The organism is Cupriavidus taiwanensis LMG 19424 (assembly GCF_000069785.1).
In the GTDB taxonomy this organism is placed as follows: Bacteria; Pseudomonadota; Gammaproteobacteria; order Burkholderiales; family Burkholderiaceae; genus Cupriavidus; species Cupriavidus taiwanensis.
In genome coordinates this window covers 2,684,401-2,702,042 of record NC_010528.1, presented here as the reverse complement: position 1 = coordinate 2,702,042, position 17,642 = coordinate 2,684,401, and the positions used below count along the sequence as shown (strand labels likewise).

General features: G+C 67.6%; 19 protein-coding genes. 8 read left to right on the top strand and 11 right to left on the bottom strand.

Features of this window, described 5'->3' with window-relative positions:
- The first annotated feature begins 40 nt into the window (after window positions 1-40).
- The 3 genes from hydA to RALTA_RS12390 are packed head-to-tail and all read left to right on the top strand — an operon-like array spanning window position 41 to window position 3,663.
- Complete coding sequence (gene hydA, locus RALTA_RS12400) at window positions 41-1,477, top strand: dihydropyrimidinase (protein ID WP_012353777.1); 1,437 nt, start codon at window positions 41-43, stop codon at window positions 1,475-1,477.
- 42 nt (window positions 1,478-1,519) lie between these two features.
- Complete coding sequence (locus RALTA_RS12395; protein WP_012353776.1) at window positions 1,520-2,911, top strand: amidase; 1,392 nt, start codon at window positions 1,520-1,522, stop codon at window positions 2,909-2,911.
- An 8-nt stretch (window positions 2,912-2,919) separates the two neighbouring features.
- Window positions 2,920-3,663, top strand: a complete 744-nt coding sequence (locus RALTA_RS12390) for an aspartate/glutamate racemase family protein (protein WP_012353775.1) — start codon at window positions 2,920-2,922, stop codon at window positions 3,661-3,663.
- A 37-nt stretch (window positions 3,664-3,700) separates the two neighbouring features.
- Here the strand turns inward: RALTA_RS12390 and RALTA_RS12385 are convergent, their stop codons facing one another.
- The 4 genes from RALTA_RS12385 to mutL form a co-directional block, all read right to left on the bottom strand.
- On the bottom strand, window positions 3,701-4,444 hold the full coding sequence (locus tag RALTA_RS12385; protein ID WP_012353774.1) for a GntR family transcriptional regulator: 744 nt from the start codon (window positions 4,442-4,444) through the stop codon (window positions 3,701-3,703).
- Window positions 4,445-4,541: 97 nt separating this feature from the next.
- Complete coding sequence (locus RALTA_RS12380) at window positions 4,542-5,054, bottom strand: GNAT family N-acetyltransferase (protein ID WP_012353773.1); 513 nt, start codon at window positions 5,052-5,054, stop codon at window positions 4,542-4,544.
- Between the two features lie 79 nt (window positions 5,055-5,133).
- Complete coding sequence (gene miaA / locus RALTA_RS12375; RefSeq protein ID WP_012353772.1) at window positions 5,134-6,102, bottom strand: tRNA (adenosine(37)-N6)-dimethylallyltransferase MiaA; 969 nt, start codon at window positions 6,100-6,102, stop codon at window positions 5,134-5,136.
- Between the two features lie 35 nt (window positions 6,103-6,137).
- A complete protein-coding gene (mutL, locus tag RALTA_RS12370; RefSeq protein ID WP_012353771.1) occupies window positions 6,138-8,120 on the bottom strand; it encodes a DNA mismatch repair endonuclease MutL in 1,983 nt (660 codons plus the stop codon).
- A gap of 165 nt (window positions 8,121-8,285) precedes the next feature.
- On the opposite strand from mutL, the gene RALTA_RS12365 reads away from it, so the two are divergent.
- Entirely contained in the window at window positions 8,286-8,939 is a 654-nt protein-coding gene (locus RALTA_RS12365; protein WP_025583899.1) for a VTT domain-containing protein, read from the top strand.
- 34 nt (window positions 8,940-8,973) lie between these two features.
- Here the strand turns inward: RALTA_RS12365 and RALTA_RS12360 are convergent, their stop codons facing one another.
- Entirely contained in the window at window positions 8,974-9,822 is an 849-nt protein-coding gene (locus RALTA_RS12360; RefSeq protein ID WP_012353769.1) for a SirB1 family protein, read from the bottom strand.
- Between the two features lie 91 nt (window positions 9,823-9,913).
- Window positions 9,914-11,464 (bottom strand): murein biosynthesis integral membrane protein MurJ, encoded by a 1,551-nt coding sequence (gene murJ, locus RALTA_RS12355; protein ID WP_012353768.1) that lies wholly within the window; start codon window positions 11,462-11,464, stop codon window positions 9,914-9,916.
- A 321-nt stretch (window positions 11,465-11,785) separates the two neighbouring features.
- Between murJ and rpsT the strand changes: the two genes are divergently transcribed.
- Window positions 11,786-12,052: a 30S ribosomal protein S20 gene (gene rpsT / locus RALTA_RS12350; RefSeq protein WP_006579059.1), complete on the top strand. Its 267-nt coding sequence runs from the start codon at window positions 11,786-11,788 to the stop codon at window positions 12,050-12,052.
- Between the two features lie 126 nt (window positions 12,053-12,178).
- Here the strand turns inward: rpsT and RALTA_RS12345 are convergent, their stop codons facing one another.
- The gene (locus RALTA_RS12345; RefSeq protein WP_012353767.1) at window positions 12,179-12,478 is read right to left on the bottom strand and encodes a DUF3579 domain-containing protein; all 300 of its coding nucleotides are present in this window, start codon (window positions 12,476-12,478) and stop codon (window positions 12,179-12,181) included.
- 443 nt (window positions 12,479-12,921) lie between these two features.
- Between RALTA_RS12345 and argF the strand changes: the two genes are divergently transcribed.
- Window positions 12,922-13,845: an ornithine carbamoyltransferase gene (gene argF / locus RALTA_RS12340; RefSeq protein ID WP_012353766.1), complete on the top strand. Its 924-nt coding sequence runs from the start codon at window positions 12,922-12,924 to the stop codon at window positions 13,843-13,845.
- Window positions 13,846-13,924: 79 nt separating this feature from the next.
- On the top strand, window positions 13,925-14,236 hold the full coding sequence (gene ppnP / locus RALTA_RS12335; protein WP_041232193.1) for a pyrimidine/purine nucleoside phosphorylase: 312 nt from the start codon (window positions 13,925-13,927) through the stop codon (window positions 14,234-14,236).
- Between the two features lie 33 nt (window positions 14,237-14,269).
- On the opposite strand, the gene murB is transcribed toward ppnP, so the two are convergent.
- Entirely contained in the window at window positions 14,270-15,289 is a 1,020-nt protein-coding gene (gene murB, locus RALTA_RS12330; RefSeq protein WP_012353764.1) for a UDP-N-acetylmuramate dehydrogenase, read from the bottom strand.
- 123 nt (window positions 15,290-15,412) lie between these two features.
- Between murB and RALTA_RS12325 the strand changes: the two genes are divergently transcribed.
- Window positions 15,413-15,898, top strand: a complete 486-nt coding sequence (locus RALTA_RS12325; RefSeq protein WP_012353763.1) for a YajQ family cyclic di-GMP-binding protein — start codon at window positions 15,413-15,415, stop codon at window positions 15,896-15,898.
- A 47-nt stretch (window positions 15,899-15,945) separates the two neighbouring features.
- On the opposite strand, the gene RALTA_RS12320 is transcribed toward RALTA_RS12325, so the two are convergent.
- The 3 genes from RALTA_RS12320 to RALTA_RS12310 form a co-directional block, all read right to left on the bottom strand.
- Window positions 15,946-16,398, bottom strand: a complete 453-nt coding sequence (locus RALTA_RS12320; protein ID WP_012353762.1) for a DUF192 domain-containing protein — start codon at window positions 16,396-16,398, stop codon at window positions 15,946-15,948.
- A 167-nt stretch (window positions 16,399-16,565) separates the two neighbouring features.
- The gene (locus RALTA_RS12315; RefSeq protein WP_012353761.1) at window positions 16,566-16,766 is read right to left on the bottom strand and encodes a hypothetical protein; all 201 of its coding nucleotides are present in this window, start codon (window positions 16,764-16,766) and stop codon (window positions 16,566-16,568) included.
- Window positions 16,767-16,873: 107 nt separating this feature from the next.
- On the bottom strand, window positions 16,874-17,536 hold the full coding sequence (locus RALTA_RS12310; RefSeq protein ID WP_012353760.1) for a pseudouridine synthase: 663 nt from the start codon (window positions 17,534-17,536) through the stop codon (window positions 16,874-16,876).
- Window positions 17,537-17,642: the final 106 nt, after the last annotated feature.

Here is a 17,642-nt window from a genome sequence, read left to right as displayed (position 1 = left end):
AGCGCGGCCGCTCTCCTTGTCCTCACAACAAAACCGTACCGTGAAACAGTTCGACCTCATCATCCGCAACGGCACCGTGGTGACCGCCAGCGACACCATGCAATGCGATATCGGCATCGCCGGCGGCCGCATCGTGCAGCTTGGCCATGACCTGGGCGAGGCCGCGCAGGTGATCGACGCCGGCGGCAAGCTGGTGCTGCCGGGTGGCGTCGATGCGCACTGCCACCTGGACCAGCCCATGCCGGACGGCCTCCGCATGGCCGACGACTTCCGCACCGGGTCGGTCTCGGCCGCTTGCGGCGGCACCACGACCGTGATCCCCTTCGCCGCGCAGGAGAAGGGCCATTCGCTGCGCGCGGCGGTAGACGACTACCATCGCCGCGCCGGCGGCAAGTCGGTGGTCGACTATGCCTTCCACCTGATCGTCGCCGACCCGACCGAGGCGGTGCTGAACGACGAGTTGCCGGGCCTGATCCGCGAAGGCTATTCGTCGTTCAAGATCTACATGACCTACGACGACCTCAAGCTGAACGACCGCGAGATCCTCGAGGTGCTGTCGGTGGCGCGCCAGGAAGGCGCGCTGGTGATGGTGCATGCCGAGAACTCGGACTGCATCGCGTGGCTGACCGACAAGCTCGGGGCCGCCGGCAATACCGCGCCGAAGTTCCACGCACTGGCGCGGCCGATGGCGATCGAGCGCGAGGCCACGCACCGCGCCATCACCTTCTCCGAGCTGGTCGACGTGCCGATCCTGATCGTCCATGTCTCCGGCAAGGAGGCGGTCGAGCAGATCCGCTGGGCGCGCAACCGCGGCATGAAGATCTTTGCCGAGACCTGCCCGCAGTATCTGTTCCTGACTGCCGAAGACCTCGACCAGCCCGGCTACCACGGTGCCAAGTGCGTGTGCAGCCCGCCGCCGCGCGACCGCAGCAACCAGCAGGTGATCTGGGACGGCCTGGCCGACGGCCTCTTCACCATCTTCTCGTCCGACCATGCACCGTTCCGCTACGAAGACGCGCAGGGCAAGAAGCCCGGTGGCCAGGAAGTCCCGTTCCAGTACATCCCCAACGGCATCCCCGGACTGGAAACGCGGCTGCCGCTGCTGTTCTCGGCAGGCGTGGTGGGCGGCCGCATCTCGGTCAACCAGTTCGTGGCGCTGACCTCGACCAACCCGGCCAAGCTCTACGGCCTGCATCCGCGCAAGGGCACCATCGCCATCGGCGCCGATGCCGACCTGGCGATCTGGGACCCGCAGCGCGAAGTGACGATCCGCAATGAGGGGCTGCACCATGCCGTCGACTACACCCCCTACGAGGGCCTGCGCGTGACCGGCTGGCCGGTGACCACGGTGGTGCGCGGCAAGGTGGTGGCGCACGAGGGCGAGGTCATGGCCGAGGCCGGGCACGGCGAGTTCCTGCCGTGCGGCCTGCCCGAGATGGCGCGGCCTCGCTACCGCACCTCGGGTGGCACCCTGTGACCACCGCCTTGCGTGACTGATGCCTTGACCGATACTGCAGACATGGAACTGACCAACCGCCTGGACGCCGCCACCATCGCGGCCCGCGTCGCCGCCGGGCGCCTCGACCCCGCCGAGGTGATCGCGGCGTTCCAGGCCCGCATCGCGGCGCGCAACGACCAGCTCAACGCCGTCTTCGAACAACGCCAGGAGCTGGTCGATGCCGACCTGGCGCAACTGCGCGCGCGCCTGGCCCAAGGCGAGCGCCCGCTGCTGGCGGGCGTGCCGGTGATCGTCAAGGACGTGATCTGGAGCCAGGGCCGGCGCGTGACGCAGGGCTCGCAGCTGTACCGCGACTTCATCGCACCCGCCGACGCGATCGCGGTCGAGCGGCTGCGCCGCGCCGGCGCGATCGTGCTCGGCATGGGCAACACCTCGGAGTTCGCCTGCAAGGGGCTGACCACCAACAAGGTCTATGGCCTGACGCGCCATCCGCTCGACGCCACGCTGACCGCGGGCGGCTCGTCGGGCGGCTGCGCGGTGGCGGTGGCGGCCGGCATGGCGCCGCTGGCGCTGGGCACCGATGGCGGCGGCTCCAGCCGGCGTCCGCCCGCGCATGCCGGCGTGGTCGGCTTCAAGCCCTCCTACGGCGCGATTCCCGACTCGGTCGGCTTTGCCCATGCCTTCAACGGCATCCAGGTGATTGCGCCGATCACGCGCACCGTCGCCGATGCCGAGCTGATATTCGAGGCGCTGGCCGGCACCGATCCGCGCGACCCCGACACGCTGGGCTTCTCGCTGGGCGCGGCGCGGCCGCTGCATACGCTGAAGATCGCGGTCAGTCCGCGCCTGGGCCTGGACACGCCGGTCGACGACGATGTCGCGCAGGCGTTCGAACAGGCCGTGGCCCGTTTGCAGGCCGCGGGGCTGAGCATCGAGCGCGCCGACCCGGCGTGGCCGCAGGGCGCCGACGAGGCCGCGCTGATGCCGCTGCAGCATGTCGGCCTGGCCAACCTCTATGGCGACGCCTGGCGCCGCGACCCGGAGGTGTTCGATGCCGACGTCGCGCGCCAGATCGAACGTGGCCTCGCCTGGACCGGCGCCGAGGTGGCGCGCGCGCGCGAAGCCAGCCGCCAGATCGCGCTGGCCGTGGCCGGCTTTTTTACCCGTTATGACCTGCTGCTGTGCCCAACCACGCCGTGCGTGGCCTGGCGCAACGATCGCCTCGGGCCGGAGCGCATCGGCGGCGTCGCGGTCGAGCCGCGCGCCCATGCCGTGTTCACCCCCTTCTTCAACCATGCGCTGGCGCCGGCAATCTCGGTGCCTTGCGGCAGCGGCCGCGACGGCTTGCCGGTGGGCCTGCAGATCGCCGGCCCGCGCGGCGCCGACCGCAGCGTGCTGGCCGCCGCCAGACTGGCCGAAAGCCTGCTGGCGTCCCTAGTCAACCCCGCCTGATCCCTGACATGCGAATCCTTGTTCTGAATCCCAACACCAGCGAAGGCATCACCGCGCGCCTGATGGCCGCGGCCACGGAAGCCGCCGCGCCCGGCACCGAGCTGGTGCCGCTGACCGCGAGCCGCGGCGTGCCGTATATCGCCACCCGTGCCGAGGCGCAGATCGGCGGCGCGATCGCGCTGGAAATGCTGGCCGAGCATCACGGCCAGTTCGACGCGGCGGTCATCGCCGCGTTCGGCGATCCCGGCCTGATGGGCGCGCGCGAGCTGTTCGACCTGCCGGTGGTGGGGATGGCCGAGGCGGCGATGCTGTCGGCGTGCATGCTGGGGCGGCGCTTTGCCATCGTCACCTTTGCGCGCGCGCTGGGCCCCTGGTACGAGGAATGCGTCGACATGCACGGCCTGCGCGGCCGGCTGGCCGGCATCCGCATGCTTGACGGCAGCTTTGCCTCGGTGTCGGACGTGCAGGAAGAGAAGGAGGCCGTGCTGGTGGAACTGGCCAACCGTGCGGTGGTGGAGGACGAGGCCGATGTGGTGATCCTGGCCGGTGCGCCGCTGGCCGGCCTGGCCGCGCGCGTGCGCGACCGCATTCCGGTGCCGGTGGTCGACCAGATGGCCGCTGCCGTCAAGCAGGCCGAGGCGCTGGTTGCGCTGCAGCCGCGCAAGGCCACCGCGGGCACCTTCCGCCGCCCCGACGCCAAGCCCACGCTGGGTTTGCCGGCGGCGCTGGCGGCGCGCATCGAGCACCGCTAAGCCGCGCAGCGGCTTGCTTTCAAGGTAACGCCGCGGTTCAGACCGCGGCGAACACCGCTTCCAGGTCGACCTTTTCTTCGGCCGGCAACTCCAGCCGCAGCGTGCTTTCGACGTGGCCGAGGTGCTCGGCCATCAGCCGCGCGGCGCGTTCGCCGTCGCCGGCCTCCAGTGCATCGACGATATCGTCATGCTCATGATGCGGGCACGACGGCACGCCCGGCGCGTCATACAGCGCGATGATCAGGCAAGTCAGCGAGCACAGCTCGCGCATGTACTTGCCCAGGTACTGGTTGCCTGTCATTTCCGCCAGCTTGCAGTGGAACTCGCCGGACAGCCGGATGATGGCGCGGCGGTCGTTGCTGTCGCGCGCCTGTGCTTCCTGGCGCGTGGTTTCGCGCAGCGCGCGCACGCCGCTGGCGCTGATCGCGCCGGCCAGGTCGCGCACCAGCGCGGGTTCCAGCAGGTGGCGCGAATGCAGCACCTGGCGCGCTTCGGCCACGCTCGGGCTGGAGACGAAGGTGCCGCGGTTGGGATGCACGGTCAGCACGCCCTCGTGCGCCAGCTTGGCGAAGGCAAGACGCACCTTGGTGCGGCTGACGCCGAACACGCCGCCCAGCTTTTCCTCGACCAGTTTGGTGCCGGGCGGCAGCCGGTGCTCCCAGATCGCGGTCAGGATACGGTCGGCGATGGCCTCGACCGATGCGCCGCGCGCACCGTCCGCGTCAGTGTCGGGGAGTCCGTCGGTGGGCCTGGCGGCCGGTTCGGCTTTGGTGCGTGGCATGGCGGTTGGCGCAGTCCGGGAAAAAGACAGTTGGTGCTGCCATTGTATGGCGGTTCGACGTCAAGTGTATAACACCGATGGTGGACCGGTTGCCGCCTTACTTCGCGCCGAGCTGGTCCAGCGCCGCGCCGGTCACACGGCAGATGCGCCAGTCGGGCAGCACGTCGGCGCCCATGGCCCGGTAGAAGTCGATCGACGGCTGGTTCCAGTCCAGCACCGACCATTCGAAGCGGCCGCAGCCGCGCTCGACCGCGAGCGCCGCCAGATGCTTGAGCAGGGCCTTGCCCAGGCCGTGCCCGCGCCAGGCCGGATCGACGTAAAGGTCTTCCAGGTAGAGGCCCGGCTTGGCCAGGAAGGTCGAGAAATTATGGAAGAACAGCGCAAAGCCCACCGCCTTGCGGACCGCCTTGCCATCGACATCGGTGTCGACTTCCACCAGCACAGCCTCGGCATGCGGCGTGGCGCCGAACAGCGCCGCCTCGATCTTCTGCGGCGTGGCGCCGACCAGATGGGTCAGCTTTTCGTATTCGGCCAGCGCCAGGATCAGGTTAAACAGGGTTTCGCTGTCGGCGGCGGTGGCGGGGCGCAGCGTGAAGGTGGGCTTGGACATGCGGGTCGGCCTTGTGGGTACGGGGATCGGCAATTATCGCCTGTCCGTCACTCGCCATGCGAGCCGGCACGCCGGCGGATCAGTGGCCGAAGTCCGCCAGCCTGCGCACCTGGTCGACATAATCGGTCGCCAGGCAATCGACCACCCGCCGCTCGGGCGTGCTGCGCAGCCAGGTCAGCTGGCGCTTGCACAGCTGGCGCGTGGCGGCGATGCCGCGCTCGCGCATGGTGGCGAAGTCGGCCTCGCCGTCCAGGTATTCCCACACCTGCCGGTAGCCGACACAGCGGATCGACGGCAGCCCGGGGTGCAGGTCGCCACGCGCACGCAACCGTTCGACCTCGTCGATAAAGCCTTGCGCCAGCATGGCGTCATAGCGCCGGGCGATGCGGTGATGCAGCGCCAGACGGTCCGACGGCTCGAGCGCGATCACGCGATAGCGCTGGTCGGCCGCGCCGGCAAAGGTGCGGCCCTCGGCCTGGCGCGCCAGCAGCGCCGACATCGGCTGGCCGGACAGCCGGTGGATCTCCAGCGCGCGCTGGATGCGCTGCGCGTCATTGGGCGCGAGCCGCGCCGCGGTGACCGGGTCGACCTCGGCCAGCATCGCATGCAGGGCCGGCCAGCCGCGCTCGGCGGCGAGCTGGTCGAGTTCGGCGCGCAGCGCGGCGTCGGCCTGCGGCAGGTCGTTGAGTCCCTGCGTCAGCGCCTTGTAATACAGCATGGTGCCGCCGACGATCAGCGGCACATGGCCGCGCGCATGGATCTCGCCGATCAGCCGCTCGGCATCTGCGACAAACTGCGCGGCCGAGTAGCTGTCGGCCGGGTCGATGATGTCGATCAGGTGGTGCGGCGCCACGGCCAGCTCTTCGCGCGTGGGCTTGGCAGTGCCGATATCCATCTCGCGGTACACCAGCGCCGAGTCCAGGCTGATGATCTCGACCGGCGCGTCGGCCGCCAGCGCCAGCGCGGCGGCGGTCTTGCCCGACGCGGTGGGGCCGAGCAGGCAGACCACGGGCGGATGCGCAGGGGAATCGTGAGGGACGGCGGACATCGAAAAGCCTTGTTGCGGAAGGGACGTGCGTGCGCTTATTGCCCGCGCAGGAACAGCCGGTCGAGCTCGGTCACGGTCAGCTGCACCCAGGTGGGCCGGCCGTGGTTGCACTGGTCGGCGCGCTCGGTCTGCTCCATCTGGCGCAGCAGCGCGTTCATTTCCTCGACGGTAAGCTTGCGGTTGGCGCGCACCGCGCTGTGGCATGCCAGGGTGGCAAGCAGTTCGTTGCGGCGCTCGGCCAGCACGCGCGAGCCGCCGTAGGCGTGCAGGTCGCGCAGCACGTCGCGCGCCAGCGCCTCGGCATCGGCCTGCTGCAGCAGCGCCGGCACCGCGCGCACCGCCAGCGTGGTCGGCGACACCGGCGCGATGTCGAAGCCCAGCAGCGTCAGCGTTTCCTGGTGTTCTTCGGCCACGCCGATCTCGACCGGGCTGGCGGGCAGCGTGACCGGGATCAGCAGCGGCTGCACGGCCAGCTCGCGCGCGTCCAGCGCGGCCTTGATCTGCTCGTAGAGGATGCGCTCGTGCGCCGCGTGCATGTCGACCAGCACCAGCCCGCGCGCATTCTGCGCCAGCACGTAGATGCCGTGGAGCTGGGCGATGGCATAGCCGAGCGGGTGTTCGTCGGCGGCGCCGGTCTCGTCGGGCGCCGGCGCCGGCGGCAGCCGGTCAAGCAGGCCGGGCGGATCTCCGGCGCGCGCGGCCTGGACGTCGGCCAGCCATGCCGGCGGTTGCGCCGACGCGCCGGCCCAGCCGCCGGCGCCGGAGGCCGGCGCGCCGTAGGGGCGTGGCGCCGGCGCGGTGGCCTCGCGCACCATGCCCAGGTAAGCCTGGCGCGGCTGGGCGATGCCCAGCTCAGTCTGGCGGGCCGCGGAATAGTTGATCCACTGGGCCGGGGTGCCTGCGCCAGGGCGCGCTGGACCCGCCGGCGTCGCGGCGCCTGGCGGCAGCGTGATCTCGCCGTCGGCATCGGTATGCAGGCTGTCGCCGTTGGCACCGGCCTGGCGGGCCAGGCAGCGCTGCACCGCGTGGTAGACAAACTGGTGCACGGCGCGCGATTCGCGGAAGCGCACTTCGATCTTGGACGGGTGCACGTTGACGTCGACCATCTCCGGCGGCAGGTCCAGGCACAGCACGTACGACGGGAAGCGGTCGCCGTGCAGCACGTCCTGGTACGCGCTGCGCACCGCATGGTTGAGCAGCTTGTCGCGCACGAAGCGGCCGTTGACAAAGAAGTACTGCTGGTCCGGCCGCCCGCGCGAGGCGGTGGGCAGCCCGGCAAAGCCGTACAGGCTCAGGGTATCGGCGTGCTCGTCCAGCGCCAGCCGGGCGCGGGCGAAGTCGTTGCCCAGCACCTGGGCGGTGCGGGTGGCCACGTCGCCGGCATTCCAGTGCTCCAGCGGCTTGCCGTTGTGGTGGACCGAGATGGTCACGTCCGGCCGTGCCAGCGCCACGCGGCGGACCATCTCCAGGCAGTGGCCCAGCTCGGTTTGTTCGGTCTTCAGGAACTTTCTGCGGGCCGGGGTGTTGAAGTAGAGGTGCTGCACGTCGACGGTGGTGCCGACGCCGCCGGAAGCGGGTTGCAGCGCGCCGGAGTCGGCGCTGACCTGGGTAGCGTGGGCATCGGCCGCGGTGCGGCTGGTCAGCGTCATCTGCGACACCGACGCGATCGAGGCCAGCGCCTCGCCGCGGAAGCCTAGCGTCAGCACCGATTCGAGTTCGTCGAGCGAGGCGATCTTGCTGGTGGCGTGCCGCATCAGCGCCACCGGCAGTTCTGCGGCGGGAATGCCGCAGCCGTTGTCGGTGATGACGATGCGCCGCACGCCGCCTTCCTCCAGCCGGATGCCCAGCTGCGTGGCGCCGGCATCGAGCGCGTTTTCCAGCAGTTCCTTGACCACGGACGCCGGCCGTTCGACCACTTCGCCGGCGGCGATCTGGCTGATGAGCTGGTCCGGCAGCGGCCGGATGGGGCGCGGCTGCTGGGTGGTGCGCAAGGCAGTGCTGGAAGGGGAGGCGGGCATCCGGCGATTATACGTGGACGTTCCCCCACGCAGACGGGTTGCGGAGCAGGGGGAAAGGCGCGGCCGCTCTTGTATGATTCAGGCCATGGCGGCGTGGATCGGACACCGGCGCCGCATGGAACGAAACCGTCAAACCATCACACGGGGAACGACTTGGATCTCGCTTTGCAGCTCATCGACATGCTGGTGCATGTCGACAAATACCTCGGCACGGTCATCGACCAGTACGGCCACTGGGTCTATGCCATCCTGTTCCTGATCGTTTTTGCCGAGACCGGGCTGGTGGTGCTGCCGTTCCTGCCGGGCGACTCGCTGCTGTTTATCGCCGGTGCCTTCTGCGCGACCGGCGCCATGAACGAATGGGGGCTGATCGGCCTGCTGCTGGTGGCGGCCATTTCCGGCAATACCGTGAACTACATGGTGGGCAACTGGATCGGGCCCAAGGTGTTCGATCACCAGTGGCGCTTCCTGGACCAGGATGCCTTGCGCCGCACCCATGACTTCTATGAGCGGCACGGCGGCAAGACGCTGGTGATGGCGCGCTTCGTGCCGATCGTGCGCACCTTCGCGCCGTTCGTGGCCGGCGTGTCGCAGATGACCTTCGCGCGCTTCCAGATGTTCAACGTGATCGGCGCGCTCGCCTGGGTGGTCGGGCTGGTGTTTGCCGGCTACTTCTTCGGCAACCTGCCGTTCGTCAAGCAGTACCTGAACCTGATCGTGCTGGCGGGGATCGGCGCGGCAGTGGTGCCGCTGGTGCTGGGCGGCCTGTGGAAGCTGGTGCGCGGCAACCGCCGCCGGCCCACGCGCGTGGAGCGCTGAGCCGCATCAGCGCTACAGTTTCAGCTGAGCCGCGTCAATTGAGGCTGCGGCTCATCATCCGCAGCGCTGGCATGCGCTCGCGGATCTGGCCGATATCGGCGGCGTCGGGGCGGGCCTGGACATAGGCTTCCAGGTCGGCCAGCGCGGGACGGAAGCACTCCAGGTTGGCATAGGCCAGGCCCCGGTCGCGCACTTCCTCGATCGAACCCGGCAGCAGGATCACCAGCCGGTTCTGCACCGCCAGCAGCCGCTGCCAGCGCGATTCCTGCAGATAGATCGCCTTCAGGTTGCGCAGCATGCGCGCGATGATCTCGCGGTGGCTGGCGGCGCGCAGGAACAGGCCCAGCGGCACCTGGCTGGCATCGCTGATACCCTCGCGCTCCAGGTACGGGTCCAGCATCTCCTGCAACTGCTCCTTCGACAGGGTCTCGCCGGTGAGCGGGTCCAGTATCACTTCGCCGGCCGGGATCGTCATGCGCAGCAGGAAATGGTTGGGGAACGACACCCCCTTGAGCGGCAGGCCGATCTGCTGGCCCAGCTCCATGTGCAGCACCGCGAGCGAGATCGGGATGCCGCGGCGCTGGCGCAGCACCACGTTCAGGTAGGAGTTGTCGGGATCGTAGTAGTCGTTCGCGTTGGCGCCGAAGCCCAGATCGCGATAGAAGAAATGGTTCAGCAGCCGCAGCCGCTGGATCGCGGGGGTGCCTTCGGCAATCCGGCGCTTCAGCCGCAGCGCCAGCACGTCCAGCGCCGCCAGTTCGCCCTGCAGGTCCAGGTCGGGATAGGCGTCCTGCGCGATGGACAGCGCGGTCTCGGTCAGCGGGATGCCGTTTTCGTCGGCCACGAGGCTGGCGAAATAGTCCAGGACTTTGGTCGATGTCATGTCGGTTTCCCGGTGCAGCCGCCGGCACCGCGCGCAGCGTTGGTCACCCATGCCAGGCGCTCAGCCGGCAATGGCAGTTGCCGCTGACCCATCAGCCGGCCCGGCGCCTGAAGGCAGAGTAGCGCAGTCCCATGAGCCACAGTGTACCGAAGTAGACCACCGCTGCAAGTACCAGGCACGAAGCCAGCAGTGCGATGCGCAGCAGCGGTGTCGCGCCCAGGCCGATCCAGTCGAAGTTGCGCGCGAACCAGAGCAGCATGCCCGACAGCAGCAGCACCGAAGCAGTCAGCTGCGCCAGGAACAGCCACCAGCCCGGCGCCGGGCGGTACAGCCCGCGCCGGCGCAGGCCGTAGAACAGCAGCAGCGCGTTGAGCGTGGCGCCGGCGCTGATCGACAGCGCCAGCCCGGCATGGCCGATCCAGGGCACGAACGCTACGTTGCAGGCCTGCGTGATCACCAGCACCAGCAGCGCGATCTTGACCGGCGTGCGGATATCCTGGCGCGCATAGAAGCCCGGCGCGAGGATCTTGATCGAAATCAGCCCCATCAGGCCCACGCCGTACGAGACCAGCGCCTGGCGCGTCATCTCGACCGCATGGGCGTCGAACTTGCCGTAGTTGAACAGCACCGCGGTCAGCGGCGCGCCGAACACGAACAGGCCGACCGCGCACGGCACGGCCAGCAGGAACGTCAGGCGCAGGCCCCAGTCGAGCAGGCTCGAGTATTCGGCATGGTCGCCCGAGGCGTTGGCCCTGGACAGGCTCGGCAGCAGGATCGTTCCCAGCGCGACACCCAGCAGCGCAGTGGGGAATTCCATCAGCCGGTCGGCGTAGGTCAGGTACGACACGCTGCCAGCCGCCAGCCGCGAGGCGATATTGGTATTGATGATCTGGCTGACCTGCGCCACCGATACCGCCAGCAGCGCCGGCCCCATCTGGCGCAGGATGCGGCGCACGCCCGGGTCCGACCACGCCGCGCGCAGGTTGAAGCGGATGCGCGGCATCACCCCCAGGCGCCGCAACGCCGGCACCTGGATCGCCAGCTGCAGCACGCCGCCGATCAGCACGCCCCATGCCTGGGCGTAGATCGGCTGCTCCATATGGGGGCCGACGAACAGCGCCGCCACGATCAGGCACAGGTTGAGAAGCACCGGCGTAAAGGCCGGCACCGCGAACTTGCGCCACGTATTGAGAATGCCCGACGCCAGCGCCACCAGCGAAATCAACCCGATATACGGGAACATCACGCGCGTCATGAACACGGCGGCGGTATAGGTATCGGCCTGCCCGCGAAAGCCCGTGGCGACCACCGTCATCACCAGCGGCGCGCCAATCACGCCCAGCAGCGACACGGCCATCAGCACCCAGGTCATCACGGTGGCGACCGCGTCGATCAGGGCCTTGGTCGGGGCGTCGCCGCGCTTGGTGTGGTATTCGCCAAGGATGGGCACGAAGGCCTGCGAGAACGCGCCTTCGCCGAAGATGCGGCGCAGCAGGTTGGGGATGCGGAAGGCCACGTTGAACGCGTCGGTCATGTCCGACGCGCCGAAGGCGCGGGCGATCAGGATCTCGCGCACCAGGCCGGTGATGCGAGAGAGCATCGTCAGGCTGCTGATGGTGGCGAGCGCTTTGAGCAGGTTCAAGGTGCGGACGGGTGCGGGACGGGTGGGCCGGTGCCCAGGAGCACCGCGAGCTCTTTGAGACGCGGTCCGGGCAGTAAAGTTGCCGGCGCGCCACGTGGCCCGGCACAATGTGGCGCTTATTATACGGATCACGCCCCGCCCCCTGCCTCTGGGCGGCAAAGTCCCAGCGGTCTTGTCACTTGCGTTGGCATCTGTGTATAATTGCCGATTCACAAGGACAGTTGCGTTCCGGATTCGTGTGTCAGTGCATCCCGGGTCGCTCGATATGACTTAATTGTTGTGTCCCCCGCGGCACGCATCTGAATTCAGGATATTTTTTACATGGCAAATTCCGCACAAGCCCGCAAGCGCGCCCGCCAGGCCGTTGCCCAGAACGCCCACAACTCCAGCCTGCGTTCGCGTCTGCGCACCGCCGTCAAGGCCGTCCGCAAGGCCATCGACGCTGGCGACAAGGCCGCTGCCGCCGAGATCTTCAAGAACTCGCAAGCCGTGATCGACAGCATCGCCGACAAGAAGATCGTGCACAAGAACAAGGCTGCACGTCACAAGTCGCGCCTGTCGGCCGCCATCAAGGCCATGGCTGCCTGATAGCAGCCTCGCAGCTGCCCGGGCCGCTCAGGCGGCCCAGCAGAGGCGGGTGCCCAGGGGCATGCCGCCGACAATAAAAAAAGCTCGTCATCCGACGAGCTTTTTTGCTTTCCGGCGCCGCCTGGCTTATTCGAGCGAGCAGGCTTCGACCAGCTGCAGGTTGTTGTCGCGGGCGAAGTTCAGCACGAAGTCCAGCGCCTTGGGTTCGATGTCGCGCAGGCGCACGTCCACCACCACGCATTTGACGTTGCCGGCAAAGATCGGCCGCACGTAGGGCGAGTAGGTCAGGCGGGGGTCGCCGCTGTCGCCCTCGGGACGGAACTGCGCCATCACGCCGCACAGTCGTTCAGCCCAGTCGCTCGGGCGGAAGGTCTTGCCTTCCTTGGTAATGCCTTGGATAAAGTATTCGCGAACGTTGGGGTTCATGAGGCTGGACACTGCGGGTGAGGCGGATGACTCGACGGTAAGCCCGCTTGGACGGGGCGCCCGTTTGACGCGGCCGGGACGCGATTGGTTCGCGCTGGTTCCAGCCGGAAGGCGGGGCGTCGGTGTCCTGCAGGGGCACTTTTGATGCCGGCGGCGGGCACTGGCATGGGTATGCCGGGCCCCGCGTGAATCAGCCAGTATTATATCTTATATAAGAGTTGCGCATAAGGGCAAAATCCTGTCAGGAAGCTGTCAGCGCAACGGTGCGGCAGGCCCCGGCCGGGTTGATCCGGGCTCGCCAAAGCAGAAATAATCCCTTATGATCCTTGCAGTTAAATTGCGTATGCGACGCGAAAGGCGGCTCCGCGACGCGCTTCGATCCTGGACAGTTTGCAAGAACAGTTCGTGACGGCGCGTCCCCACCGAGCCGCCTTCTTTGTTTTATGAGCTCAACCCCGATCAAGCATTACCTCCAGTTCAGCGACTTCACTCCCGACGAGTACGAGTACCTGCTGGACCGCGCACGGATCCTGAAGGCCAAGTTCAAGAACTACGAGACCTGGCACCCGCTGCATGACCGCACGCTGGCCATGATCTTCGAAAAGAATTCCACGCGTACGCGCCTGTCGTTCGAAGCCGGCATCCACCAGCTGGGCGGCCACGCGGTCTTCCTGAACACGCGCGACTCGCAGCTGGGGCGCGGCGAGCCGATCGAGGATGCGGCGCAGGTGATCTCGCGCATGGTCGACATCATCATGATCCGCACCTTCGGCCAGGACATCATCGATCGCTTCGCCGCGCACTCGCGCGTGCCGGTGATCAACGGCCTGACTAACGAATACCACCCGTGCCAGGTGCTGGCCGACGTCTTCACCTACATCGAGCAGCGCGGCAGCATCCGCGGCAAGACGGTGGCGTGGATCGGCGACGCCAACAATATGGCGTACACCTGGATCCAGGCCGCCGAGCGACTGGGCTTCACCTTTCACTTCTCGGCGCCCCCTGGCTATCAGCTTGACCCGGTCATGGTGCCGGCTTCCGCGTCTGGCCTGGTCAAGGTCTTCGACGACCCGCTCGCGGCCTGCCAGGGCGCCAGCCTGGTCACCACCGACGTGTGGACCAGCATGGGCTTCGAGGCCGAGAACGATGCCCGCAAGCGCGCCTTCAAGGACTGGATGGTCACCACCGCGATGATGGACCGCGCCGAGCCCGACGCGCTCTTCATGCATTGCCTGCCGGCGCACCGCGGTGAGGAAGTCGAGGCCGCCGTGATCGACGGCCCCAAGAGCGTGGTCTGGGACGAGGCGGAAAACCGCCTGCACGTGCAGAAGGCGCTGATGGAATACCTGCTCTGCGGCCGCTACTGAGCGCGTCCGGGGTGAACAGGGGAGGGGCCGCGATGGCCCCTCTTTTTACGTCCTATTCAAGACAGTGAAGGAGATGGAAGTGAGCCAGTTCGACAACGTATCGGTCGTCAAGAAAGCCAACCTGTATTTCGACGGCAAGTGCGTGAGCCACACCGTGCTGTTCCCGGACGGCACCCGCAAGACGCTGGGCGTGATTTTCCCGGCGTCGCTGACCTTCAACACCGGCGCTGCGGAAATCATGGAAATCAACGCCGGCACCTGCCGCGTGCGCCTGGCCGGTTCGGAAGACTGGCAGGCCTACGGCGCCGGCCAGCAGTTCAGCGTGCCGGGCAACAGCAGCTTCGATATCGAAGTGCAGGAGACGCTGGACTACGTCTGCCACTTCGAGTAACAGGCAGGGGGCCAGCCGGGCTGGCCCGCGGCGTTACAGCACCACCGGCTCGGGCTCGATGCGCACGCCGTAGCGCGCCTGCACGGTATCGGCAATACGGTTGGCCAGCGCCAGCAGCATCGCGCCGGTGCCGCCGCCATGGTGCACCAGCACCAGGGCCTGCTTGCCATAGACACCCACGGGCCCGTCGCTCACGCCCTTGAAGCCGCAGCGGTCGATCAGCCAGCCGGCCGCGAGCTTGTAGCTGCCGTCCGGCTGCGCATAGCTCACCAGGTCAGGATGCGCCTGCAGCAAGGCGTTGCGCTGCGTGGCGCTGACCAGCGGATTCTTGAAGAAGCTGCCGGCATTGCCCAGCTGCGCGGGATCGGGCAGCTTGCGCGAGCGGATCGCGACCACGGCGTCGCGGATGGCGGCCGCGTCCGGCGAGGCTTGTCCGTCCAGTTCGCGCGCCAGTTCGCCGTACGACAGCACGGGTTGCCAGCCCTTCGGCAGGCGCAGCGTGACCGCGGTAATGATGTAGCGGCCGGCGCCAGCGCGCTTGAACAGGCTGTCGCGGTAGCCGAAATCGCAATCCTGCAGATCCAGCCAGACGAAGGCGCCGGCCTGCCGGTCATAGGCCCGCACGCCGGCAAAGCGCTCGCGCAGTTCCACCCCGTAGGCGCCGATGTTCTGGATCGGCGCCGCGCCGGCGGTGCCCGGGATCAGCGCCAGGTTTTCCAGCCCCGGCATGCCGTCGGCGATGGTGCGGTTGACCAGCACGTTCCAGTTTTCCCCCGCGCCCACGGTGACCAGCCAGGCATCGCCGCCTTCGCTGGTGGCCTCGACCTGGTAGCCGGGGATTTCCATCAGCAGCACCAGCGCGTCGAGGTCGCCCGTCAGCACGACATTGCTGCCGCCCCCCAGCACCACCAGTGGCAGGCCTTCGGCGCGCGGGTCGGCGAGGGCTGCGCTCAGGTCGGCCTCGCTGCGCACATGCACCGCAAAACGCGCGCGCGCGTCGAATCCGAATGTATTGTGGCGACGCAGGGGATAGAATTCGTGGAAATCTGCCATGCAAGGGAAAGGTGACGCGGCCGCCGCTGGTGTGCGCGACCCGGAACTGCGAGGTAGGCTGGATTATACGGAAGGCGCCGTGCGCGGCTGGCTTCCGGGCATACGGATCACAAGGAGAATGCAATGCCGTCGTTTGACGTAGTGTGCGAAGCGAACATGGTCGAGGTGAAGAACGCCGTCGAGCAGGCCAACAAGGAAATCTCGACGCGCTTCGATTTCAAGGGCTCCGACGCCCGGGTCGAGCACAAGGAAAACGAACTGACCGCCTTTGCCGACGACGATTTCAAGCTGGACCAGGTCAAGGACGTGCTGATCAGCAAGATGGCCAAGCGCAACGTCGACGTGCGCTTCCTGGATTACGGCAAGACCGAGAAGATCAGCGGCGACAAGGTCAAGCAGGTGATCACCATCAAGAAGGGCGTGACCGGCGACCTGTCCAAGAAGATCGTGCGCATGATCAAGGACAGCAAGATCAAGGTACAGGCCAGCATCCAGGGCGACACGGTGCGCGTGTCGGGCACCAAGCGCGACGACCTGCAGAACGTGATCGCGATGCTGCGCAAGGATGTGTCCGAGGCACCGCTGGACTTCAACAACTTCCGCGACTGAGCGGCACCCGCGCCGGCTCCCGTGCCGGCGCCGCTCGCGGCCGCCGTTCAGCGCGGCTGCGGCAATCCCCCGATCTTCGCGCCGGCCTTGATGCCCTTCTGCGCGAACCAGCCCTGGTTCATCTCCAGCGCATAACGGATAGCCGCCTTCGGGCAATGGTTGTTTTCGGTCCGCGGCGCCATGTCTTCGATATTGACGATGGTGCCGTCGTCAGCGAGGAATGCAATCGACAGCGGCAGCTCGGTATTGCGCATCCAGAAGCAGTGGCCCGCCTTCTGCTCGAATACGAACAGCATGCCGGCATTGGGCGCCATCGATTTCCGGTACATCAGCCCTTGCTCGCGCGCGGCGGGCGAGGCGGCGACTTCGGCCTGGATTGCATACATGCCCGCGGTCAGCGGCGCCACCGGCAGCGCGCCTTGAGCGTTGGCAACGCCGGCGGCCAGTGCGGCGATCGCTAAGCAGCAGCTTGAGGTCAGGGTCTTCGACAACAGGGGCATGATGATTGGTCCGGGAAGGCTCGGCGTCGGGCAGCCGCAAGCATAACGCACGTTGCACCCGCGGCCGCGCGCGGTGCAACCGACGCGAAATAAAAAAGGCAGGCGCCCGGTGGCCGCCTGCCTTGCTTTCTACCGCCGGCTATTGCCCGGCAGTGGCGCCAGCCTTGTTACGCGGCCGGGGCAGAGGCAGCAGTGGTTTGCTTCTTCGTGCTGTGCTTCTTGTGGCTGGACTTCTTCTTGGTGGTCTTCTTCGGGGCTTCCTTGGTGGCCGCGGGCGCTGCCGGATCGGCAGGCGCAGGCGCCGCGGCCTGGGCGAAGGCGCCGGTGGCGAACAGGCCGACAACCAGTGCAGCGATCAGTTTTTTCATGGCGTATTACCTCGAAGGATAAGAACAGTCGGGAAAGGTGTGACGCGTTGATTGACGTGTCCCCGACAAGAACGAGGCTGCTGTTGCAAGCGTTGACGTTGTGTTTGTTATCTTTTGTAACGCAAGCGCCGCTTGGTGCCGTTCGCCTGTCTGGTCTTTGAGACATGGATGCGCGGGGCCGGTGCCGCGCGTCCGTTGGACGTCGCCAGGGCCATGCCCGACTCAGCGAGCGGGACTTCGCAGCTTTCGCCGGGCGCCAGGTTGAGAGAGCGCAGGTCGAGCGCGCCGATCCCCACCCGTATCAACCGCAGCGTCGGCAACCCTACCGCCGCCGTCATGCGCCGCACCTGCCGGTTCTTGCCTTCACGGATCTTCAGTTCCAGCCACGACGTCGGGATGGCGGCGCGGAAGCGCACCGGCGGGTGGCGCGGCCATAGCCAGTCGGGGGCTTCAACGGCACGGACTTTTGCCGGCCGGGTCACGAAATCGCCAAGGTCGACTCCGGCGCGCAAGCGGGCCAGGGCGTCGGCGTCGGGAATCCCTTCGACCTGGGCCAGGTAAGTCTTTTCCAGCTTATGCCGCGGATCCGCGATCCGCGCCTGCAGCACGCCATCGTCAGTCAGCAGCAGCAGGCCCTCGCTGTCGGCGTCGAGTCGCCCGGCCGGATACACGCCCGGCACGGAAACGCACGACGCCAGCGTCGGCCGCGTCGGGTGTTCCGAGAACTGGCTCATGGTGCCAAACGGCTTGTTCAGGGCAATCAGGGTCATGGGGCGCAAGTATGCCGCAGCGGGGCGCGCGCAGCGCGGTCAGAAGGGGGATGGGGGTCCGGCCCGATTGGCGGATGATGAAAAATTGCTGCATAATACAAAATTA